This is a genomic window from Candidatus Cloacimonadota bacterium (assembly GCA_021734245.1).
GTDB lineage: Bacteria > Cloacimonadota > Cloacimonadia > Cloacimonadales > TCS61 > B137-G9.
In genome coordinates, this window is sequence record JAIPJH010000021.1 from 1 (window position 1) to 17055 (window position 17055).

A 17055-nucleotide genomic window follows, 5' to 3' on the forward strand; every position below is an offset into this window, starting at 1 on the left:
TTATTACAGGTTGGCTGAAGTTCTTAAATACTGCTTTAATAGAATCGGGTTATACAGAAAAATTACCTATCAGAAGCAGAAAAATGAACTTCTACAATTGAGGGTGTCATGCTTTTAATATTTTTTCGGGGGATGCGTGGTTAACTTTTCTATTTGACAACTTCTTCCAAATATTAAATTCTCGAAATTGTAATTTAGATTCTAAAGAATTAAGAAATAATTGTGTGGTTTAATATGATTCGGATTCATCAACACAACTTCGGATTACAGAATCTACTTTGGTTAAATTTAGATTTTTTCAAACGTGCTAAAGGAAGATGTATGAAAAAAAATTTATCTATATTATTTATTCTATTTATTATTAATTTATCCGCAACAATTATCAACATCCCTGCAGATCAACCGACGATACAAGCTGGGATCGATGCAGCTGTAGATGCCGATACAGTATTGGTTCAACCTGGAACGTATATCGAAAATATTAATTACAATGGGAAGAATATTACTGTTGGATCACTTTTTATTACAACTCAGAATTCCAGTTATATCGATCAAACTATTATTGATGGAAGTCAGAACAATAGCGTTGTTATCTTTCAAAACGATGAAGATTCGACAGCTGTTTTGTGCGGATTTACGATTACTAATGGAAACGCGAACGAAGGTGGTGGGGGAATTCTATGTTTTACAGCTAGCCCGACAATAAATAATCTAATAATAGTCGGCAATTCAGCTTTTGATGATGGAGGTGGTATCCATTTTTATCATTCAGATGCTGTAATATCTGATGTAATTATCGATAGTAATGATGCTATTCAAGGAGGAGGAATTCACTTTTGGAATTCGAGTTCAACAGTTAATAATTTACAAGTCATGAATAATGATGCTTCAGGACAAGGTGGAGGAATTTTTATATCGCATAATTCAAATTTAGAGTTTATTAATGTAACGATAAATTCCAATGAGTCCTCAGATGAGGGTGGCGGTTTTTTTTGTGATGAATCTTGCATCTTAAATATCAATAACACTTTAATAGAAAATAATGAATCTGCTTGGAGCTCTGGTGGTGGAATATATTGCCAAGATAGTTATTTAAATATCTCTAATTCAAATATTATTAATAATCATTCAGAATTATCTGGTGGCGGTATATCATTAATCTTTACGAATGCTATTTTATTGAATTTGGTGATAGAAAACAACTATTCCTTGGATGAAAATGGTGGTGGGATAAGTTGCGATGAAGTATCAAATATGGTGTTGCAGAACTCCATTGTTAAAAATAATGAAGCTATATTTGGTGGGGGTTTAAGTTTATCAACTCCTGAGGTTTTGCTATATAATGTACTAATAAGTGAAAATCAGGCTTTAGAAAAAGGTGGTGCCATATATTGTTGGAGTTTTAATCCGATATTTAGAAATGTCACAATTAGTAATAATACGGCAAATGGAAATGCTGGTGGAATATTTTGTCATCATTCTAACCCTATATTAACTGATTGTATTTTATGGAATAACTCTCCTCAAGAGGTATATTATTATATGTATAATTCTCCATCTTCCATCACAGTTTCTTACTCAAATATACAAGGTGGAGAAACTGGAATAGTAACAAATAATAACGGAACTGTAAACTGGTTAGATGGCAATATCGATCAAGATCCAGCGTTTGATAGTGCATCAGAATTGCCTTATTCGTTAACCTTGTATTCACCATGCATTAATGCTGGAATTCCAGATACAACAGGTTTGAATTTACCAGATTTGGACTTAGCTGGAAATCCCAGAATTTTTGATGATCGGATAGATATGGGAGCATACGAATTTCAATCTGAAGCATTCGATGCAGAATTTGAAGCAGATATAACTCAAGGTACAGCACCATTGGAGGTATGCTTCACTGATCTTTCGAACGGTGATCCAATTTACTGGGGATGGGATTTTGATAATGATGGAATTCTGGATTCCGATTTAGAGAATCCCTCCTTTAACTATGAAGTTCCAGGTACCTATTCTGTTTCTTTATCTGTGAGTAACGGAACATATTCTGATACAGAAGTGAAGGTAGATTACATTACAGTTTCCGAAACTGGTGTGAACGAAATGATTTCTTCAGATTACGCGCTTTCCAACTATCCAAATCCTTTCAATCCATCAACTACAATTAGCTTTTCTGTATCACAATCGCCCTCGATTGTTGAAATAGCAATCTTTAACTTAAAAGGACAGAAAATTAGAACTTTCGTTCCGAGCTCGTGTCATCCTGAGTCTGTCGAAGGACGAGGAACACCAAATAATTATTCAGTCGTTTGGAACGGTAATGATGAGTCTGGAAATTCAGTCGGTTCAGGAATCTATTATTACAAATTGTTCGTGAATGGAAAAACTGAAGCTGTGAGGAAGTGCATGCTTCTCAAATAGGAGATGAGATGAAAAAAATCCTGATATTTTTATTACTACATCTAATTGCTTGTTCTCTGTTTTCAGAGATTGAGTACAATCTGGAATTTTTAATTAATGACATTAACCCCGAAGATCGTGTAAAAGAGGTTTGGTTAGATGATATGGATGAAAATGGTGAAGAAGAAATCTGGGTATTTTATTATCATCAAGTAACCAATGATTATATCGACTATTTCCGATTAGTTTCATTCGATTTTCAAGGTACTATATTATCATCTTTTACCAAATACTTTGAACAGGATATTGTTTTTAAAGGATGTTCATTAGTAAAATCAGACGGGATAAATTACAGAATTGAATTATACCAGTACTATATTGACAATCCACCACATATGTTTCCGCTACCTGTTTGTAAAATTGAATTATATAATAACGAATCGAACATGTTAGTAGATACTTATCATTTAGAAATAAATGAACCTTTTTCTACTGTTGAGTTAACTGAATTCGATTGCAATTTTATCAGACACAAAAAAGTTGATAATAATGATTATGTATATTTAGGTCTATATCAAGGCTGGACAAGTGTTTATTGGCTCGATATGACTAGGCTTTATAGGTTTCAAATTTTGCAGAATTCAATTGCTTTAATAGAAGAAATTGAAGATGGTGGGAAAGATATTATATTTAATGAAAATTATGATTATTTCTTTTCTGTTTATTCTAAAAATTGGCATAGTTATCCATATGGTGGAGGAAAAAACTCTTCAATCAATAAGTTGTCACTTTCAGTTCCAACAACCGGTTACGCAATACAAAATGAACCAACTACAGATTTATTGTATGTTTTATCAAAGAACGATTTATTAATTTCCACTTATGGTTTAACTACTGCAAAAAGTTACTATTATAATGGCGGATACAATATTGAATTAAAAACTTATTTACCTGATTTTTCTGGAATTGTTTGGCAGGATACTATAGATGTTTTGTATTCTGCTCGTATTTTAAACTCAACATGTATAAATGTTGAGCAAATGTTTGATTGTATTCTTCTTTATTATAAATCTTCAAGCTCTACACCTAAAGTTGAATTAAGAAATAGAGTTAATGGTGAAGTATTACTCAATCAGGAAACAACTTTTGTGCCAGAAACTATAATAAGAAATCAGACTGGAGATTTGATTTTTATGGATCATGGAGATGCATCAACTCAGATCGATGTATATAGTGTAAATATTGATTTCAATTTCCCTCCTTTTGTAATCTTTCCAATTAATGATATCGAAGTCGATGAAGATTTTTCCGATCCAATAGAGATCAATCTGGATTTTTATTTTGCTGATCCTGATGAAGACGAACTAAGTTATTCTTTTGAAATAGATAACGTTATTGTTGATCTGGCAATTGATGAAAATATTTTAACAATTACAGCATTAGAAAATTTAAATGGAAACGCAACTGTTACTATTACTGCTGATGATGGAATTAATCAAGCTTCAAGGGAAACATGCGAAACAACATTTGATCTTTTGATATCACCGGCAAACGATCCACCACAAATAATTAGCTATTTACCAGAAGATTTATCTTTTACAATAACCGAAGAACAGGAAGTAAATTTCGAAGTAGAAGCTGAAGATGTCGATAGTGATGAAATTTATGTCTGGTTCGTAAATGGAGAAGATCAAAATAATCCGGAAAATACTTTCTTGTATTATTTCTCTGAAAACGGAGATTACGAGATCCAATGTATTGTGAGCGATGATGAATTCGATGTAGAAAATACCTGGAATGTGACTGTGGAATTAACAGGTACAATTAATAATTCTGTTTTAAAAACTGAATTGATTGGAAACCACCCAAATCCATTCAATCCAAGAACAGAGATCAGATTTCAGATTTCAGAAGTCAGACAAATCGAAAATGCAGAAATATCTATTTATAATCTAAAAGGACAGAAGGTGATAACGCTGCCTGTCATCCTGAGTGATCCGGCACTGCCGGATTGTATCGAAGGATCAGGCACGCCAAATAGTTATTCAGTTATTTGGAACGGAAAAGACGAATCAGGGAAATCAGTAGGTTCTGGAATATACTATTACAATCTGAACGTGGATGGAAAAACAGAAGCTGTGAAAAAATGTTTACTTTTGAAATAAAAAGCACCGAAATCCCATCAATTCCGGTGCTAAAAAAAAGCAATTACGCTAATGCTTCTTCCACTGTTCCTGTGATCTTGAAAATTGGCAGGAAACCGGCAATATCAAAAATTTCCTTAATATGATCTTCCATATTGCAGATGATCAGTTCACCAGCTACTTTCTTTGTAGTTTTCATTGCCAGCAAAAGCACCCGCAATCCTGCACTGCTGATATATTCCAGACCGGTAAAATCTAAAATAATTTTGGTTCTGTCTTTCTGAATAACCGGAATTAATTCACCTTCCAGTTCGGTAGCCGTTGTAGCATCCAATCTGCCAATTACACTCATTACCAGAGCATCATCTCTTTTTTCTTGTTTGATCTCCATTATTCCTCCGTCATTTTACTTTTTTCTTCATCTTTAAAATATTTTTTCCGTTTTCTCTTCTATAATTTATCTCACACATCATTTTTTTTACCAGATGTATTCCAAGTCCACCTATTTTTCTTTCGTCCACCGATTTATCCAGATCAGGTTCCGGCAAAATGAGCGGATCAAATTTCTTACCGTCATCTGTAATGATCAAGTTCAGAAAGTTATCATCGATCCACCAATCAATTTCTATTTCATGTTCTTTATCATCTTCGAAGCCATAGGAAATTATGTTCATCAGAATCTCTTCCAATACCAGATTTATCTCGAACATCGGTTTCATGGGAACGTCATTTTTTTCACAGTAGTTTTCCATCACCTGGCTCATACGGGTAATTTCCGACTTTTCATTTTTCAGGATTTCTTTTCTTTTTTCCATAATTATCTCATATTCCTTTAGCAAAACCCTCGCTCCTTCTTCGTGGGACAGCTCCCCTGAAAGGAAGCGAATAAGGAATTCTAATATTTTTCATTTCCAAATTCTTCACCTGGAAAAGAGAAATGTCGAAGACAAAAGGGTTTATTGTAATCATCTCAAATTAAATATTTTATTACCATCAAGGTAATATCATCCGATTGTTCAGCGTCACCGGTAAATTCTTTAACGGTTTTCAGCGTTTTTTCGGTCAGTTGCCGTGGAGTTTCATCCGTTGCTTTTTTCAGGAAATCTTCCATTCTTTCGTAGGAAAATTCATTATCATTTATATCCATAGCTTCATTTACTCCATCGGTGTAGAGATAAATAATATCTTCCTTTTCCAGTTTTATTTTTTTGCAGGTATAATCACAATCTTCCCAAACTCCCAAAGCCATTCCTTCAGTATTTTCCAATTGTGAGATCTTTCCACCGGGTTTTATAAGATAAGGTGGATTGTGACCGGCATTGCAATAATTGAATTCTCCTGTTTTAACATTGAAAATGGCTATAAAAGTTGTACAGAACATCGCTGAATCGTTATCAATGCAAAGATCCTGGTTAACTTCCTTCATAATCTGGTGTGGAAGATGTACTTCGCTAGCTTTAGCTTTTATAAGCGTTTTCGTTACAGCCATAAACAGTGATGCAGAAACACCTTTTCCGGAAACATCAGCAATTATTGTAACCAGATTATCTTCATCCAGAAAGAAAAAATCATAAAAGTCTCCGGCAACTTCTTTGGCAGGAATATTACGTGCAAACAGGGCAAACTCGGTTCTATCTGGAAAGGGTGGGAAAATTCGAGGAATCAGAGATTCCTGAATATTTCGGGCAATTCGCAATTCACTTTCTACCGATTCTTTTTCTTTGGTGGCAGCAGTCAGGTCATTGATATAATGCTTCAGATCGATCACCATTTTATTGAAAACCATTGCCAGTTCATGGATTTCGTCTTTTCCTGTGATTTCTTCCATTTGAACTTCCAGATTTCCGGTAGCCAGTTCTTCCGCCATTCCCACCAGCTTTCTGATAGGATGTGTAATATTGAAAGCAGCCCAGATTATGATCAGAATAATTACAAAAAAGCCGATGATCATGAGACCAAGATGTTTGATCACAATTGCATTTACTGCCGCCAAAATATCAACCTCAGGAATCACTGCTGAAAGAGTCCAACCGGTGGATTCTACAGGACTGTAAACCATCCATTGACGATAACCCTTGATGGGATCGGGAAAAGAACTTACATTGCTGATTCCTTTCAGCATTTCTCTGCCGAATTCTCTCATTTCAGGCAGGTTGAATTTTTCAGCTTTACTGAAAATCGTTTCTTTCATCACGTCTTTATCATTTGGATGGTAAACATACGTTCCATATTGACTTATCAGGAAAGTGTAGCCCTCCATAATATCGATGTTTTTCATACGACGTCTGATATCTTCCAGAGAAATATTCACTGAAGCTATGGCTGCCAGTTTTCCATTAGTAAACACAGGAACGGAATAAGAACACATTAGCACATGTCCGTTTGATTTTTGATAATACGGTTCTGTCCAAAAAGGTTTTCCCAATAGTTTTGGAATTGTGTACCAATCGGCATAAGTATAATCAGAAAATTCCGACATATCCTGAATTACAATTCCGTCCTTTCCTTTGAAAACATAAGGAGCCACGAGCTTTCGATCCTGCTTGAATGCGTAAGGTTCAAAAGCCAGAGTAAGACCATAAACATATGGATTATCCTCGATCAGTTTTTTTAAAAGTTTTTCAATATCTGTTTGTGAAGGTTTTTCCATTGTTTCACAAAATTTCGCCAAAATGGTGGGAGCCTGAGCAATTTGGGTAAAATCCGTATTCAATTTTGCCGCATAATGTCCGGTTAGTTCCTGCATATAACTTTTGGTTTGCTGAAGAGCCTCTTCTTTGCTCCAATGATAATTGAAATATAAAATTACTCCATAAACTATTAGAAGTGGAATTCCAATTGAGAGAATTAGTTTCCAGATAATGGGACGTTTGATCTTGTATTTTTTCATTATTCTCCACTCCTATAGAAATCGCTATAAGTCGGAATCTTTTTTATGATGCCCTGCTGCTTTAGAATTTCTGCAACTTTGTAATAATCATCTTCCTTAAGATTTCCCCAGGAAGTTCGCTTCTCCCCTGTTTGGTATTTTATCGATTCTTCGATAACATTCAGCATCCATTTCTGAGCTGCATAATTCGTTTGCATTTTGTATTCATCACAGTATTTCAAAATAGTTATCAGTGTTTCTTCTTCGTTTTGGAAGGCAAATTCCCAACCTTTCAGGCTGATCTCACAAATCTTATGTGTCAATTCAGGATTTTTGGTGTAAGTTTTATTGGTGGTATAAATTCCATCTTCTGGAAAGTTCAGATCATAATCGCTGAAGAAGAATTTATTCAATTCATCTTCATTTGCACCGGAAAGAATCATCTTGTAATATTCGTTGTAATACATGGCAGAAGCTACATCCCAGGCTTCCGCCAGAAATCCGTAAATATTATAGGATTGCTTTATCGGAATATAATCGATCTGAAATTTATTGAAGAAAGCTTTGGGCTGAATTGTGAAATCGCCACTCCACAAACTTATCTTTTTGCCCTTCATATCTTCCGGTTTTTCGATGCCGCTTTCTTTTTTGCTTACCAGCATCAAAGATGATTTCTGCAGGACCTGACAAAAATTCAGGATATCCGCTCCTTCCGATTTGAGGGCAATAGTCTGGCTGAGCCAGGCAGTGCAAAAATCGATTTCTCCATCCAGCATTTTAGTTAACGGACTGCCGACTCCATCGGAAAACGAAAGCTGCATATCAATTCCTGCATCTTCATACATTCCTTGTTCGTAGGCCATTATAAAACCGGCAAATTGTGCCTGCGGAAACCAGTGAAGTTCCATTTTTATCGGTACAGATTCCGCAAAAAGAGCTACAACAAAACATGCTAATAAAATCACAATAAACTTTTTTTTCATAAAATTAATATCCCTTTTTCTCACTTCTCGAAGATCTCACTGTTGTCGCAATCAAGCTGATTGCGCTACGTTTCAACCACTCACTTCTCGAAGATCTCGGCGTAGCTGCAAACGGAGCCGGATCGTTTCTCATCGCTCATTTCTGTTGTCGCAATCAAGCTGATTGCGCTACGTTTCAACCACTCAATTCTCGAAGATCTCGGCGAAGCTGCAAACGGAGCCGGATCATTTCTCATCGCTCATTTCTGTTGCCGCAATCAAGCAGATTGCGCTACGTTTCAACCACTCAATTCTCGAAGATCTCGGCGAAGCTGCAAACGGAGCCGGATCATTTCTCATCGCTCATTTCTGTTGCCGCAATCAAGCTGATTGCGCTACGTTTCAACCACTCACTTCTCGAAGATCTCGGCGTAGCTGCAAACGAAGCCGGATCATTTCTCATCGCTGCTTTATCATATTTCCAATTTCAAATTATCATATGCCAGTTCAATTTTCAGATCGTAGGATGGATCAACAAGTTTGGCATATCGTTTTGTATCCTGCAGCATTTTCTCCAGGATTTCATCATCATAGGTATGCTCATTGTGGAACAATACCAATTTTTTTACTTTCGATTTTATGGACAATTCTACTCCGATAAGGCTACTGGAATGTCCCCAACTTTTTTTCATATCCATATTTTGCAAAAGTATATATTGAGCGTCAAATATCAGAAGATCTGAATTTTTATAAAAATCTATAAAAGGGTATCCTGTTTTTTCGGAATGTTCATCATGTTCAGAATCGGTGGAATAGACAACTTTTTTACCATATTTTTGGAACGAATATCCAAAAGATTCACCAGGATGATTTTGTTTTATCATGTTTATCTTGAAGCCGGCAATTTTAAATTCTTTTCCTTCTTCCAGAAGCTGGAAAGAAATATCACCGGGCATGTCTTTCAGCGGCAAAGGAAAATGAGTTGATGATTGTTGAAAGCGAAATGCTTCTTCCAGTTTATCATGACATCCGTAGATCTTAACTTTATTTGTGGGAATAAAAGCAGGAACAAAAAATGGAAAACCTTGAATATGATCCCAATGCAGATGCGACATGAAAATATGAAAAGTTGCATTTTTGATGCCAGAAGCCATAATGTGATTTCCGAAATCTCTAATTCCACTACCGGCATCACAAACAATGAATTCAGGATTTTTTTTGGTCAGCATTTTTGCATCGATTATCTCCACACAGGAAGTGTTGCTGCCGTAGGTTCCTCTTTCTGCAAAAGTAAGGTCATGTTCGATGAAATCAACTACTTTTTTTTCACTGTTCAATTTGTGATCTATTGCCTTTATGAGTGCATTTTTTATTTTTTTCTTAATATGCTTTTCAGTAATGGAATTTGGTAGTGAACCTCGTGTTCCCCAAAAACTTACTTTCATAAAACCACCTTTTACAGCCTGCAATTCAGCTTCAGTCCGAAGGTTAAAAATATTGATTTAGATGTCAAATTGTTTGATAACTAAAATAAAAAAATATTTTAAAAACTTGTTTAAAAAAACAAAAAGCCCCAGAGATTTCCGGAGCTTTTTAAGTTGGGGTGGATGACGGGATTTGAACCCGCAACGCCTGGAACCACAATCCAGTGCTCTACCATTGAACTACACCCACCATGTATAAATTTCAATTTTCAAACAACAAATGATCAAATCTCTCGATCGCCAAATCACTAAATAACAAATCTCTTCCGCTGCTGTATTTGCTTAGCAAATTCTGCATAATTCTTTTGCGTTTGCTTTGTAAGCCGCAAATATATGGCACGCCAGCAGGGACTCGAACCCCAGACCTACGGATTAGAAATCCGTTGCTCTATCCAGCTGAGCTACTGGCGCACACATTATAAAAAATGGTAGCGGCGCAGGGACTCGAACCCCGGACACTCGGATTATGATTCCGATGCTCTAACCGACTGAGCTACGCCGCCAATAATGACGAAATTATGCATTCAAAAAAAATCTTACACATCACATGCGCATGAATACACTCACGATCTATAACTCAAAAAGATCAATTTCTCCCATTTTGATAAATGGAAAAATTCACTTCATAAAAATGGTAGCGAGGGCAGGATTTGAACCTGCGACCTTCGGGTTATGAGCCCGACGAGCTACCAGACTGCTCCACCTCGCATCAATCAGGTTGCAAATAATTTTCAGTCGAGTCATGGTGTCAAGAAAAAGATAATTAGAAATGTCTTGACGTTAAAATTCACCTAAATTCAAATATATCTAAATTAATTTAAGGTATTGTATGTATTGTGAAATTATAGTAAACGTAAACTTATACGAAACCAGAATTGCCATTCTGGAAGACAACTTGTTAGTAGAACTTTTTGCTGAAAAAAAAGAGAAAGAATTAATTGTTGGAAATATATATAAAGGAATAATTAAAAATGTTCTTCCTGGAATGGGAGCAGCTTTCGTTGATATCGGTTTAGCAAGAACTGCCTTTCTACATTTCAAAGATATCGATCCAAATACTCTTACAAAAGTTAAGAAAAAGATCTATAATAGAAGAGATTCTTCTTTGATCGGTAAGATAATTCAACCGAATCAGGAAATCGTTGTTCAAGTAAAAAAAGATCCCATTGGTAAGAAAGGAGCTAGAGTAACCGGCAAATTATCGATTCCTGGTAAATTTCTGGTTCTGATGCCGCATCAGAAAAAGATTGCGATCTCTCGCAAAATATCATCTTCCAAAGAAAAGAACAGAATAAAAAAGATCTTTGAGAATTTAAAGGATGATAGTGATGGAATTATCGTTCGAACCGATACCGAAGGGATTGTAGAAGAAGATTTTGAGCAGGAGTACAATGGTTTGAATAGAACCTGGAAACTTGTTGAAAAACAAATTAAGCACGCCAAAGGTCCTGCTTGTATTTATGATGAAAATGATCTTTCTTTTACTTTAGTACGAGATCTTTTCAATTCTAGCGTAGAAAGATTAGTCGTAGATGATAAAAAATTGAGACAGCGAATTGTCTCCAGAATGAAAAACATTACTCCCGAACTAATCGACAGAATAGAATTATATAACGAAGATTCACCTATTTTTGATGCATTTGGCATTGAGAAGGAAATTTCTACGATATTTAATTCAAGGGTTAATCTTCCCAGTGGCGGGAATATTACGATCGAACAGACAGAAGCCCTCGTAGCTGTCGATGTAAATACGGGAAGTTTTACAGGTTCCGGCCATTATGAACAGACGATAGAACATACCAATGTAGAAGCTGCAAAGGAAATTGCCCGTCAAATACGTCTGCGTGATCTAAGCGGCATCATGGTTATAGATTTTATCGATATGAGGAGTGAAGACGGCCGGGATAATGTTTACGATGTTTTCAAAACTGCCATGAAGCGCGATCGGGCAAAAAATAAAGTTTTTCCGATCAATCAATTAGGCCTTTTGAATATTTCCAGAAAAAGATCTCGTCCCAGCTTACTTCTTTCTTATTCCGAACAATGTCCTCACTGTCATGGTACTGGCAGATTATTATCACGAGATTCTGTTACAATTCAAATATCCCGCTGGTTGCAGCGTGCAAATTATTTCATAAAAAATGATCCTCTAAAAGTTTACGCTCATCGAAATGTTATAAATTTCATTAACGAAAATACAGATATTTTTGATAATATTTCCAATAAAATCGAATTTATCATAGATCATCAAATTGAATCAGATAAATTTCGGGTCATTTCCAGTAAAACAAATAAGGATATCACTTTAAATTACAGCATCTAAAAAAAAATTAGAAAATTTTAGTTATAGAAATAATTTTCTGGATATGATAATATATGCATCCCCCGAAAAATTTGGAAGGTATAAACCTAATCTATTGTAATAAATGGAATTGTTGCTATTTTACTTGGCCAAAACCTTATCCAGCAAAGCCCACGAATTTTTAACCTGTGAAATCAATTCAATTTCACCGGGTCATTCGTGGGAATCTTGATACCAGAAATATATCGGACAACGGTTTCAACCGTTTGCACAAATAATAAACCATTGAAATGGTTACTATAAAAGGCTTTGTTTGCTTTTCCCATGAATAAATTCATGGGCTTGAAAAAATGAAATTATTGTGTTTTTTTTATTGCTTACTGGAAAATAAATATTTTTCGGAGGATGCGTGTATGATAATATTCTTGACAATAAAAAGGCACCAAAATTTTTTAGTTGTTCCCGTATAAATTGAGTAATAAATATTACTCTAATATATTTTATTGGGTAGTAATTGAGTGTTTTCCCAATACGTACGAAGTGGGTTTGATAAAAGGAGAAAAGATGTACGCAATAGTAGATTTTAAAGGCGTTCAACTTAAAGTTGAAAAAGACCAGATCATAAAAGTTCCTTATCTGAGTGAACTGGAAGTAGGAGCAGAAGTGGAAATGTCCGATGTATTATTACTTAAAACGGACAAAGACACGATCATTGGAACTCCGAAAGTAAAAAATGCCAAAGTAACAGCAGAAGTTATTGAGCATTGGAAAGATAAAAAAGTAATTGTCTTCAAAAAGAAAAGACGTAAAGGCTATGAGAAAAAACAAGGCCATCGTCAGAATTATACTCAGATAAAGATCAAGGACATTATTAACTAAGGAGCTGAAATGGCACATAAGAAAGGTGTTGGAAGTAGTAAGAACGGAAGAGACAGTAATCCTCAATATCTTGGTGTGAAGAAATACGGCGGTCAGTTTGTATTGGCAGGAAATATTATAGTTCGTCAACGTGGTACAAGAATTCATAAGGGCGAAAATGTTGGAATTGGAAACGATTATACACTTTTCAGCCTTATCGATGGATTTGTTACTTATGAAACAAAAAAAGCAGGCCGTAAATTCGTGAATGTTTATCCCGAAAAAAATTAAGTAAAAAATTTTATTTTTAAAGCAGCCTGAGGCTGCTTTTTTTTTTGATATTATTAAATAAAGTATATAGGAGATTTAGTTATGTCTAATCTTTCAAGCAGAGAAATGCAAAGTACTTTGAGTAAAGTTCTGAAAGATCATCCAAACATCTTAGACAACATTTCACGAGTTGATATGATCGAACATGCCGTCGAGAACAAAGAAGCTCTGGTTTCGGCAAATGGTAATCTTGTTACCTGGACGCCGCCAGAATCTACAGGTAGAAGCCCCAAAGATACGGTAATAGTAAAAAGATCGGAAAATGAAAACACTATCGATTGGAATTCTCCAAACTGCATTCCAATCGAACCAAAAACTTTTGATCTGGCTTTTGAAGACGCAATAAATCTTATAAAATCAAAAGAAAAAATCTACATTACAGACAGAGTTATCGGAGCAGATCCGAATTATGCCTTACCAACAAGAGTTATTACCGACAGATCATTGACTGTTTTATTTACAGACAATATGTTCAGAGCAATTCCAGAAGATCTTGAAAAAAGTTGTTTTGCAGATAAAGGTTTTACGTTATTAGTGCTGCCCTACAATAAACTTGATAGAAAAAGATATGATGGACTTCTAAGAAAATTGCCAAACGGTAAAACTTCCAATATGATCGTAGCAATGGATTTCGAAAGAAGATTTGGAGTTATCATCGGTTCAGCTTATGGTGGAAGTGTAAAAAAATTGATGTTTACCGTTATGAATTATTATCTTCCTGCTGAAGGAATTCTGCCTTTACATTGTTCAGCCAACGAAGGCAAAAAAGGTGATTCTGCTCTTTTATTGGGGCTTTCCGGAACAGGAAAAACCACTTTATCTGCTGATCCATCTAGAGCTCTTCTGGGTGATGATGAACACGGCTGGAGCAACGATGGAATTGCTAATTTTGAAAATGGATGTTATGCCAAACTCATAAACTTGAATCCCGAAAAAGAACCCGAAATTTATAATGCTGTTTTTCATGATGATGAATACACAAATCATGGCGCTATCGTGGAAAATTGTATGATGTATCCAAACGGAACTTTTGATCTTGATGATGAGAGATTAACACCGAATTCTCGAGCATCCTATCTGCTTTCTTTTCTCAGCAATATCAAACCTTCATCAATATCTGGTCATCCCAAAACCATTTTGTTCCTTACTGCAGATGCCAATGCGGTTCTTCCTCCAGTTGCAAAATTAAATCCTGAGCAGGCAATGCTCTGGTTCTTGATGGGTTACACAAGCAAGCTGGCTGGAACAGAAACCGGAATTGTGGAACCTGTTACTACTTTCTCCAGATTTTTCGGTGAACCTTTCATGCCAAGAAATCCTGATCATTATGCCACACTTCTCGGTGAAAAAATGAAAAAATTTAATACCAAAGTATATCTTATAAACACAGGCTGGAGTGGTGGGCCTTATGGAATTGGTAAAAGAATGGATATCAATCTTACCAGATCACTTGTAAATGCAACTCTTGAAGGAACTCTGGAGAATGTAGAATATTACGAAGACAAAATTTTCCATATTATGGTTCCCAAAACTTGTCCGGGAGTTGATTCGAGTATTCTTACTGCAAAAAACACCTGGGACGACAAAGAAGCCTACGATGTTAGAGCAAAGAAATTAGCATCCGAATTCAGCGCTCATTTCGATAAAGCTTATGGTGATAAAGATCTTGATCCTGCCATAATGAAACAATGCCCCAATAAATAAGTTTATATAAAAAATAAAGATAGCCGGCGAAAGTCGGCTATCTGCTTGCAATAAACTTTAATATGCTTATAGTTCTACTTTTTCTTGCAGCTGGCATTTTTGCTGGTCATCTTCTAAAACAAAAAAAGAATATTATCTTACTTTCAAATAAACTTCTTATGCTGTCGATTTTTCTACTTCTCTTCCTTTTGGGAGTGGAAGTGGGAAAAAATCAGACAATACTATCCAACTTTGCCGATATTGGTATCAAAGCTATTTTAATTTCACTTTCCGGAATTTTCTCCAGTGTTTTTCTTTCCATGTTCGTTTATCGCATTTTCTTTAGGAAGAAAGATGAAGAATAGCCTTATTATTGTTGCTTTCTTTGCTGTTGGTGTAGTGTTTGGAATGCATGAAATCATTCCCGAATTTCTTTTGAAAAATGATTTTAGTTCATATGCATTGTATCTACTGATCTTCCTGGTTGGAATTGATGTGGGGAGTGATTCTTCTAATTGGAAAATGCTGAAATCACACAAAATGAAAATACTGTTGATCCCTTTAACAACAATAATTGGAACTCTAATCGGTGCAGGATTGATAAGTTTTGTCTTTCATACAATTTCCGTTAAAGATTCACTTGCAGTTGGTGCAGGTTTTGGATATTATAGTTTATCCAGCATCGTCATTTCGCAGATGGCAGGAAAAACTTTAGGAGTTATTGCCCTTCTGGCAAATGTTACTCGAGAAATATTCACACTTCTATTCACCCCGATATTAGAAAAACTATTCGGAAAGTTAGCTCCAATCGTTTCCGGTGGAGCTACTTCCATGGACACTACTTTACCGATCATCTCAAAGTACAGCGGAAAAAAATATATCCTCATCTCAGTTTTTCATGGAACTGTTCTCACCATTTTGGTTCCGATAATAGTAACAATAATATTAAAAATCTTTTAAAAATAATTTTTTCCATCTATAGCATACTTGACCATTTACTGCAGAAATACAATCTTGTCCGAAATAAATTTTTGGAGGTTTTTGATGAGATATTTAGCAGTTTTGATTTTAACTATTTTTTTGATAAATTGTTCCTCAGATAATTCAAATTCGGGAATCAATCCCCTTCCCAATTTTGATGTCATGTGGGATTATGCTCATCCCGATTCAACTGAAATGCGCTTCAAAGAAATTCTTCCACTTCTTACTCAAACTTCCGAATTCTCAGTCAGCGATGAATATAATGCTGAACTTCTCACTCAAATTGCCAGAGCTCAAGGTTTACAAGGCAAATTTAATGAAGCTGCCAAAAATCTTGAGAAGGCAGACAGTTTGATCACAGACAAGATGCCAACTGCAAAAATCCGTTATCTGCTGGAAAAAGGACGACTCTTGAATACTATGAATCAAACTGAAGAAGCAAATAAACTTTTTTTTCAAGCGTATGAATTCGGAAAGAAAGACAGTCTTGATTTTTACACATTGGATGCAGCTCATATGTTGGGATTTACCACACCTTTGGAACAACAATTGGATTGGAGTTTGAAAGCATTGGATATTGCCAGAACATCAGACGATCCCAGGTGTGAACAATGGGAAGGACCACTTTACAATAACATCGGCTGGACATATTTTGATAATAAGGATTACTTTCATGCCCACAAAATGTTTATGAATGATTTTGAATGGAGAAAAGAACATAACGATGAAGCTGGTGCACGTGTTGCCAGATGGTCGATCGCTCGCAGTTTAAGATCGATGTTCAAATTTGATGAAGCTCTTCACATCCAACTTGCCCTGGAAAAAGATCTGCAGGAAAATAATCTTCCGCCCGATGGTTACGTTTACGAAGAACTTACAGAACTATATCAAGCAAAAAATAACATTCCCAAAATGAAAGAATACGCCAAAAAAGCTTATGATGTACTTTCACAGGATTCCTGGCTAATGGAAAATGATCCGAACAGGATCGAACGTTTAAAGGAACTCAGTAAATAAATGCCCTTAAAAATCCAAAAGGTTC

The 17055-nt window shown here is 35.5% G+C and carries 14 protein-coding genes and 4 tRNA genes; 9 read left to right on the plus strand and 9 right to left on the minus strand.

What is annotated here, in order from left to right; translation table 11 throughout:
* Positions 1-321: 321 nt before the first annotated feature.
* Both K9N40_04900 and K9N40_04905 read left to right on the plus strand, forming a co-directional pair.
* Positions 322-2421, plus strand: a complete 2100-nt coding sequence (locus K9N40_04900; GenBank protein ID MCF7813794.1) for a right-handed parallel beta-helix repeat-containing protein — start codon at positions 322-324, stop codon at positions 2419-2421.
* A gap of 8 nt (positions 2422-2429) precedes the next feature.
* Entirely contained in the window at positions 2430-4565 is a 2136-nt protein-coding gene (locus K9N40_04905; protein MCF7813795.1) for a hypothetical protein, read from the plus strand.
* A gap of 43 nt (positions 4566-4608) precedes the next feature.
* Here the strand turns inward: K9N40_04905 and K9N40_04910 are convergent, their stop codons facing one another.
* The 9 genes from K9N40_04910 to K9N40_04950 form a co-directional block, all read right to left on the minus strand.
* Positions 4609-4935: an STAS domain-containing protein gene (locus K9N40_04910; GenBank protein MCF7813796.1), complete on the minus strand. Its 327-nt coding sequence runs from the start codon at positions 4933-4935 to the stop codon at positions 4609-4611.
* Positions 4936-4945: 10 nt separating this feature from the next.
* The gene (locus K9N40_04915; protein MCF7813797.1) at positions 4946-5359 is read right to left on the minus strand and encodes an ATP-binding protein; all 414 of its coding nucleotides are present in this window, start codon (positions 5357-5359) and stop codon (positions 4946-4948) included.
* A gap of 155 nt (positions 5360-5514) precedes the next feature.
* A complete protein-coding gene (locus K9N40_04920) occupies positions 5515-7434 on the minus strand; it encodes a SpoIIE family protein phosphatase (GenBank protein MCF7813798.1) in 1920 nt (639 codons plus the stop codon).
* Positions 7434-8396: an ABC transporter substrate-binding protein gene (locus K9N40_04925; GenBank protein MCF7813799.1), complete on the minus strand. Its 963-nt coding sequence runs from the start codon at positions 8394-8396 to the stop codon at positions 7434-7436. Before K9N40_04925 ends, K9N40_04920 begins: the two co-directional genes overlap by 1 nt.
* Positions 8397-8848: 452 nt before the next feature.
* Positions 8849-9820 carry an MBL fold metallo-hydrolase gene (locus tag K9N40_04930; GenBank protein MCF7813800.1) on the minus strand — a complete coding sequence of 324 codons (972 nt, stop codon included), beginning with the start codon at positions 9818-9820 and terminating at the stop codon, positions 8849-8851.
* A gap of 154 nt (positions 9821-9974) precedes the next feature.
* Positions 9975-10049: transfer RNA gene (locus tag K9N40_04935), tRNA-His, on the minus strand.
* Positions 10050-10193: 144 nt separating this feature from the next.
* Positions 10194-10270, minus strand: a tRNA-Arg gene (locus K9N40_04940).
* Positions 10271-10285: 15 nt separating this feature from the next.
* A tRNA-Met gene (locus K9N40_04945) sits at positions 10286-10362 on the minus strand.
* Positions 10363-10491: 129 nt separating this feature from the next.
* Positions 10492-10568 (minus strand) — tRNA-Met (locus tag K9N40_04950).
* Between the two features lie 120 nt (positions 10569-10688).
* Here K9N40_04950 and K9N40_04955 point away from each other — a divergent pair.
* From K9N40_04955 to K9N40_04985, 7 genes are all read left to right on the plus strand, one after another.
* The gene (locus K9N40_04955) at positions 10689-12182 is read left to right on the plus strand and encodes an Rne/Rng family ribonuclease (GenBank protein ID MCF7813801.1); all 1494 of its coding nucleotides are present in this window, start codon (positions 10689-10691) and stop codon (positions 12180-12182) included.
* Between the two features lie 543 nt (positions 12183-12725).
* Entirely contained in the window at positions 12726-13040 is a 315-nt protein-coding gene (gene rplU, locus K9N40_04960; GenBank protein MCF7813802.1) for a 50S ribosomal protein L21, read from the plus strand.
* 9 nt (positions 13041-13049) lie between these two features.
* On the plus strand, positions 13050-13310 hold the full coding sequence (rpmA, locus tag K9N40_04965; protein MCF7813803.1) for a 50S ribosomal protein L27: 261 nt from the start codon (positions 13050-13052) through the stop codon (positions 13308-13310).
* A gap of 105 nt (positions 13311-13415) precedes the next feature.
* The gene (locus K9N40_04970; protein ID MCF7813804.1) at positions 13416-15053 is read left to right on the plus strand and encodes a phosphoenolpyruvate carboxykinase (ATP); all 1638 of its coding nucleotides are present in this window, start codon (positions 13416-13418) and stop codon (positions 15051-15053) included.
* A gap of 62 nt (positions 15054-15115) precedes the next feature.
* A complete protein-coding gene (locus K9N40_04975) occupies positions 15116-15397 on the plus strand; it encodes a LysO family transporter (GenBank protein ID MCF7813805.1) in 282 nt (93 codons plus the stop codon).
* Positions 15387-15992, plus strand: coding sequence for a lysine exporter LysO family protein (locus K9N40_04980; GenBank protein ID MCF7813806.1), 606 nt, complete (start codon positions 15387-15389; stop codon positions 15990-15992). Before K9N40_04975 ends, K9N40_04980 begins: the two co-directional genes overlap by 11 nt.
* Before the next feature lie 84 nt (positions 15993-16076).
* Entirely contained in the window at positions 16077-17030 is a 954-nt protein-coding gene (locus tag K9N40_04985) for a hypothetical protein (protein ID MCF7813807.1), read from the plus strand.
* Positions 17031-17055 lie beyond the last annotated feature (25 nt).

Bases quoted from the DNA above. Each gene is read 5' to 3' on its own strand.
- K9N40_04900 (MCF7813794.1), top strand. From the start codon at position 322: ATGAAAAAAAATTTATCTATATTATTTATTCTATTTATTATTAATTTA.
- K9N40_04905 (MCF7813795.1), top strand. From the start codon at position 2,430: ATGAAAAAAATCCTGATATTTTTATTACTACATCTAATTGCTTGTTCT.
- K9N40_04910 (MCF7813796.1), bottom strand. From the start codon at position 4,935: ATGGAGATCAAACAAGAAAAAAGAGATGATGCTCTGGTAATGAGTGTA.
- K9N40_04915 (MCF7813797.1), bottom strand. From the start codon at position 5,359: ATGGAAAAAAGAAAAGAAATCCTGAAAAATGAAAAGTCGGAAATTACC.
- K9N40_04920 (MCF7813798.1), bottom strand. From the start codon at position 7,434: ATGAAAAAATACAAGATCAAACGTCCCATTATCTGGAAACTAATTCTC.
- K9N40_04925 (MCF7813799.1), bottom strand. From the start codon at position 8,396: ATGAAAAAAAAGTTTATTGTGATTTTATTAGCATGTTTTGTTGTAGCT.
- K9N40_04930 (MCF7813800.1), bottom strand. From the start codon at position 9,820: ATGAAAGTAAGTTTTTGGGGAACACGAGGTTCACTACCAAATTCCATT.
- K9N40_04955 (MCF7813801.1), top strand. From the start codon at position 10,689: ATGTATTGTGAAATTATAGTAAACGTAAACTTATACGAAACCAGAATT.
- rplU (MCF7813802.1), top strand. From the start codon at position 12,726: ATGTACGCAATAGTAGATTTTAAAGGCGTTCAACTTAAAGTTGAAAAA.
- rpmA (MCF7813803.1), top strand. From the start codon at position 13,050: ATGGCACATAAGAAAGGTGTTGGAAGTAGTAAGAACGGAAGAGACAGT.
- K9N40_04970 (MCF7813804.1), top strand. From the start codon at position 13,416: ATGCAAAGTACTTTGAGTAAAGTTCTGAAAGATCATCCAAACATCTTA.
- K9N40_04975 (MCF7813805.1), top strand. From the start codon at position 15,116: ATGCTTATAGTTCTACTTTTTCTTGCAGCTGGCATTTTTGCTGGTCAT.
- K9N40_04980 (MCF7813806.1), top strand. From the start codon at position 15,387: ATGAAGAATAGCCTTATTATTGTTGCTTTCTTTGCTGTTGGTGTAGTG.
- K9N40_04985 (MCF7813807.1), top strand. From the start codon at position 16,077: ATGAGATATTTAGCAGTTTTGATTTTAACTATTTTTTTGATAAATTGT.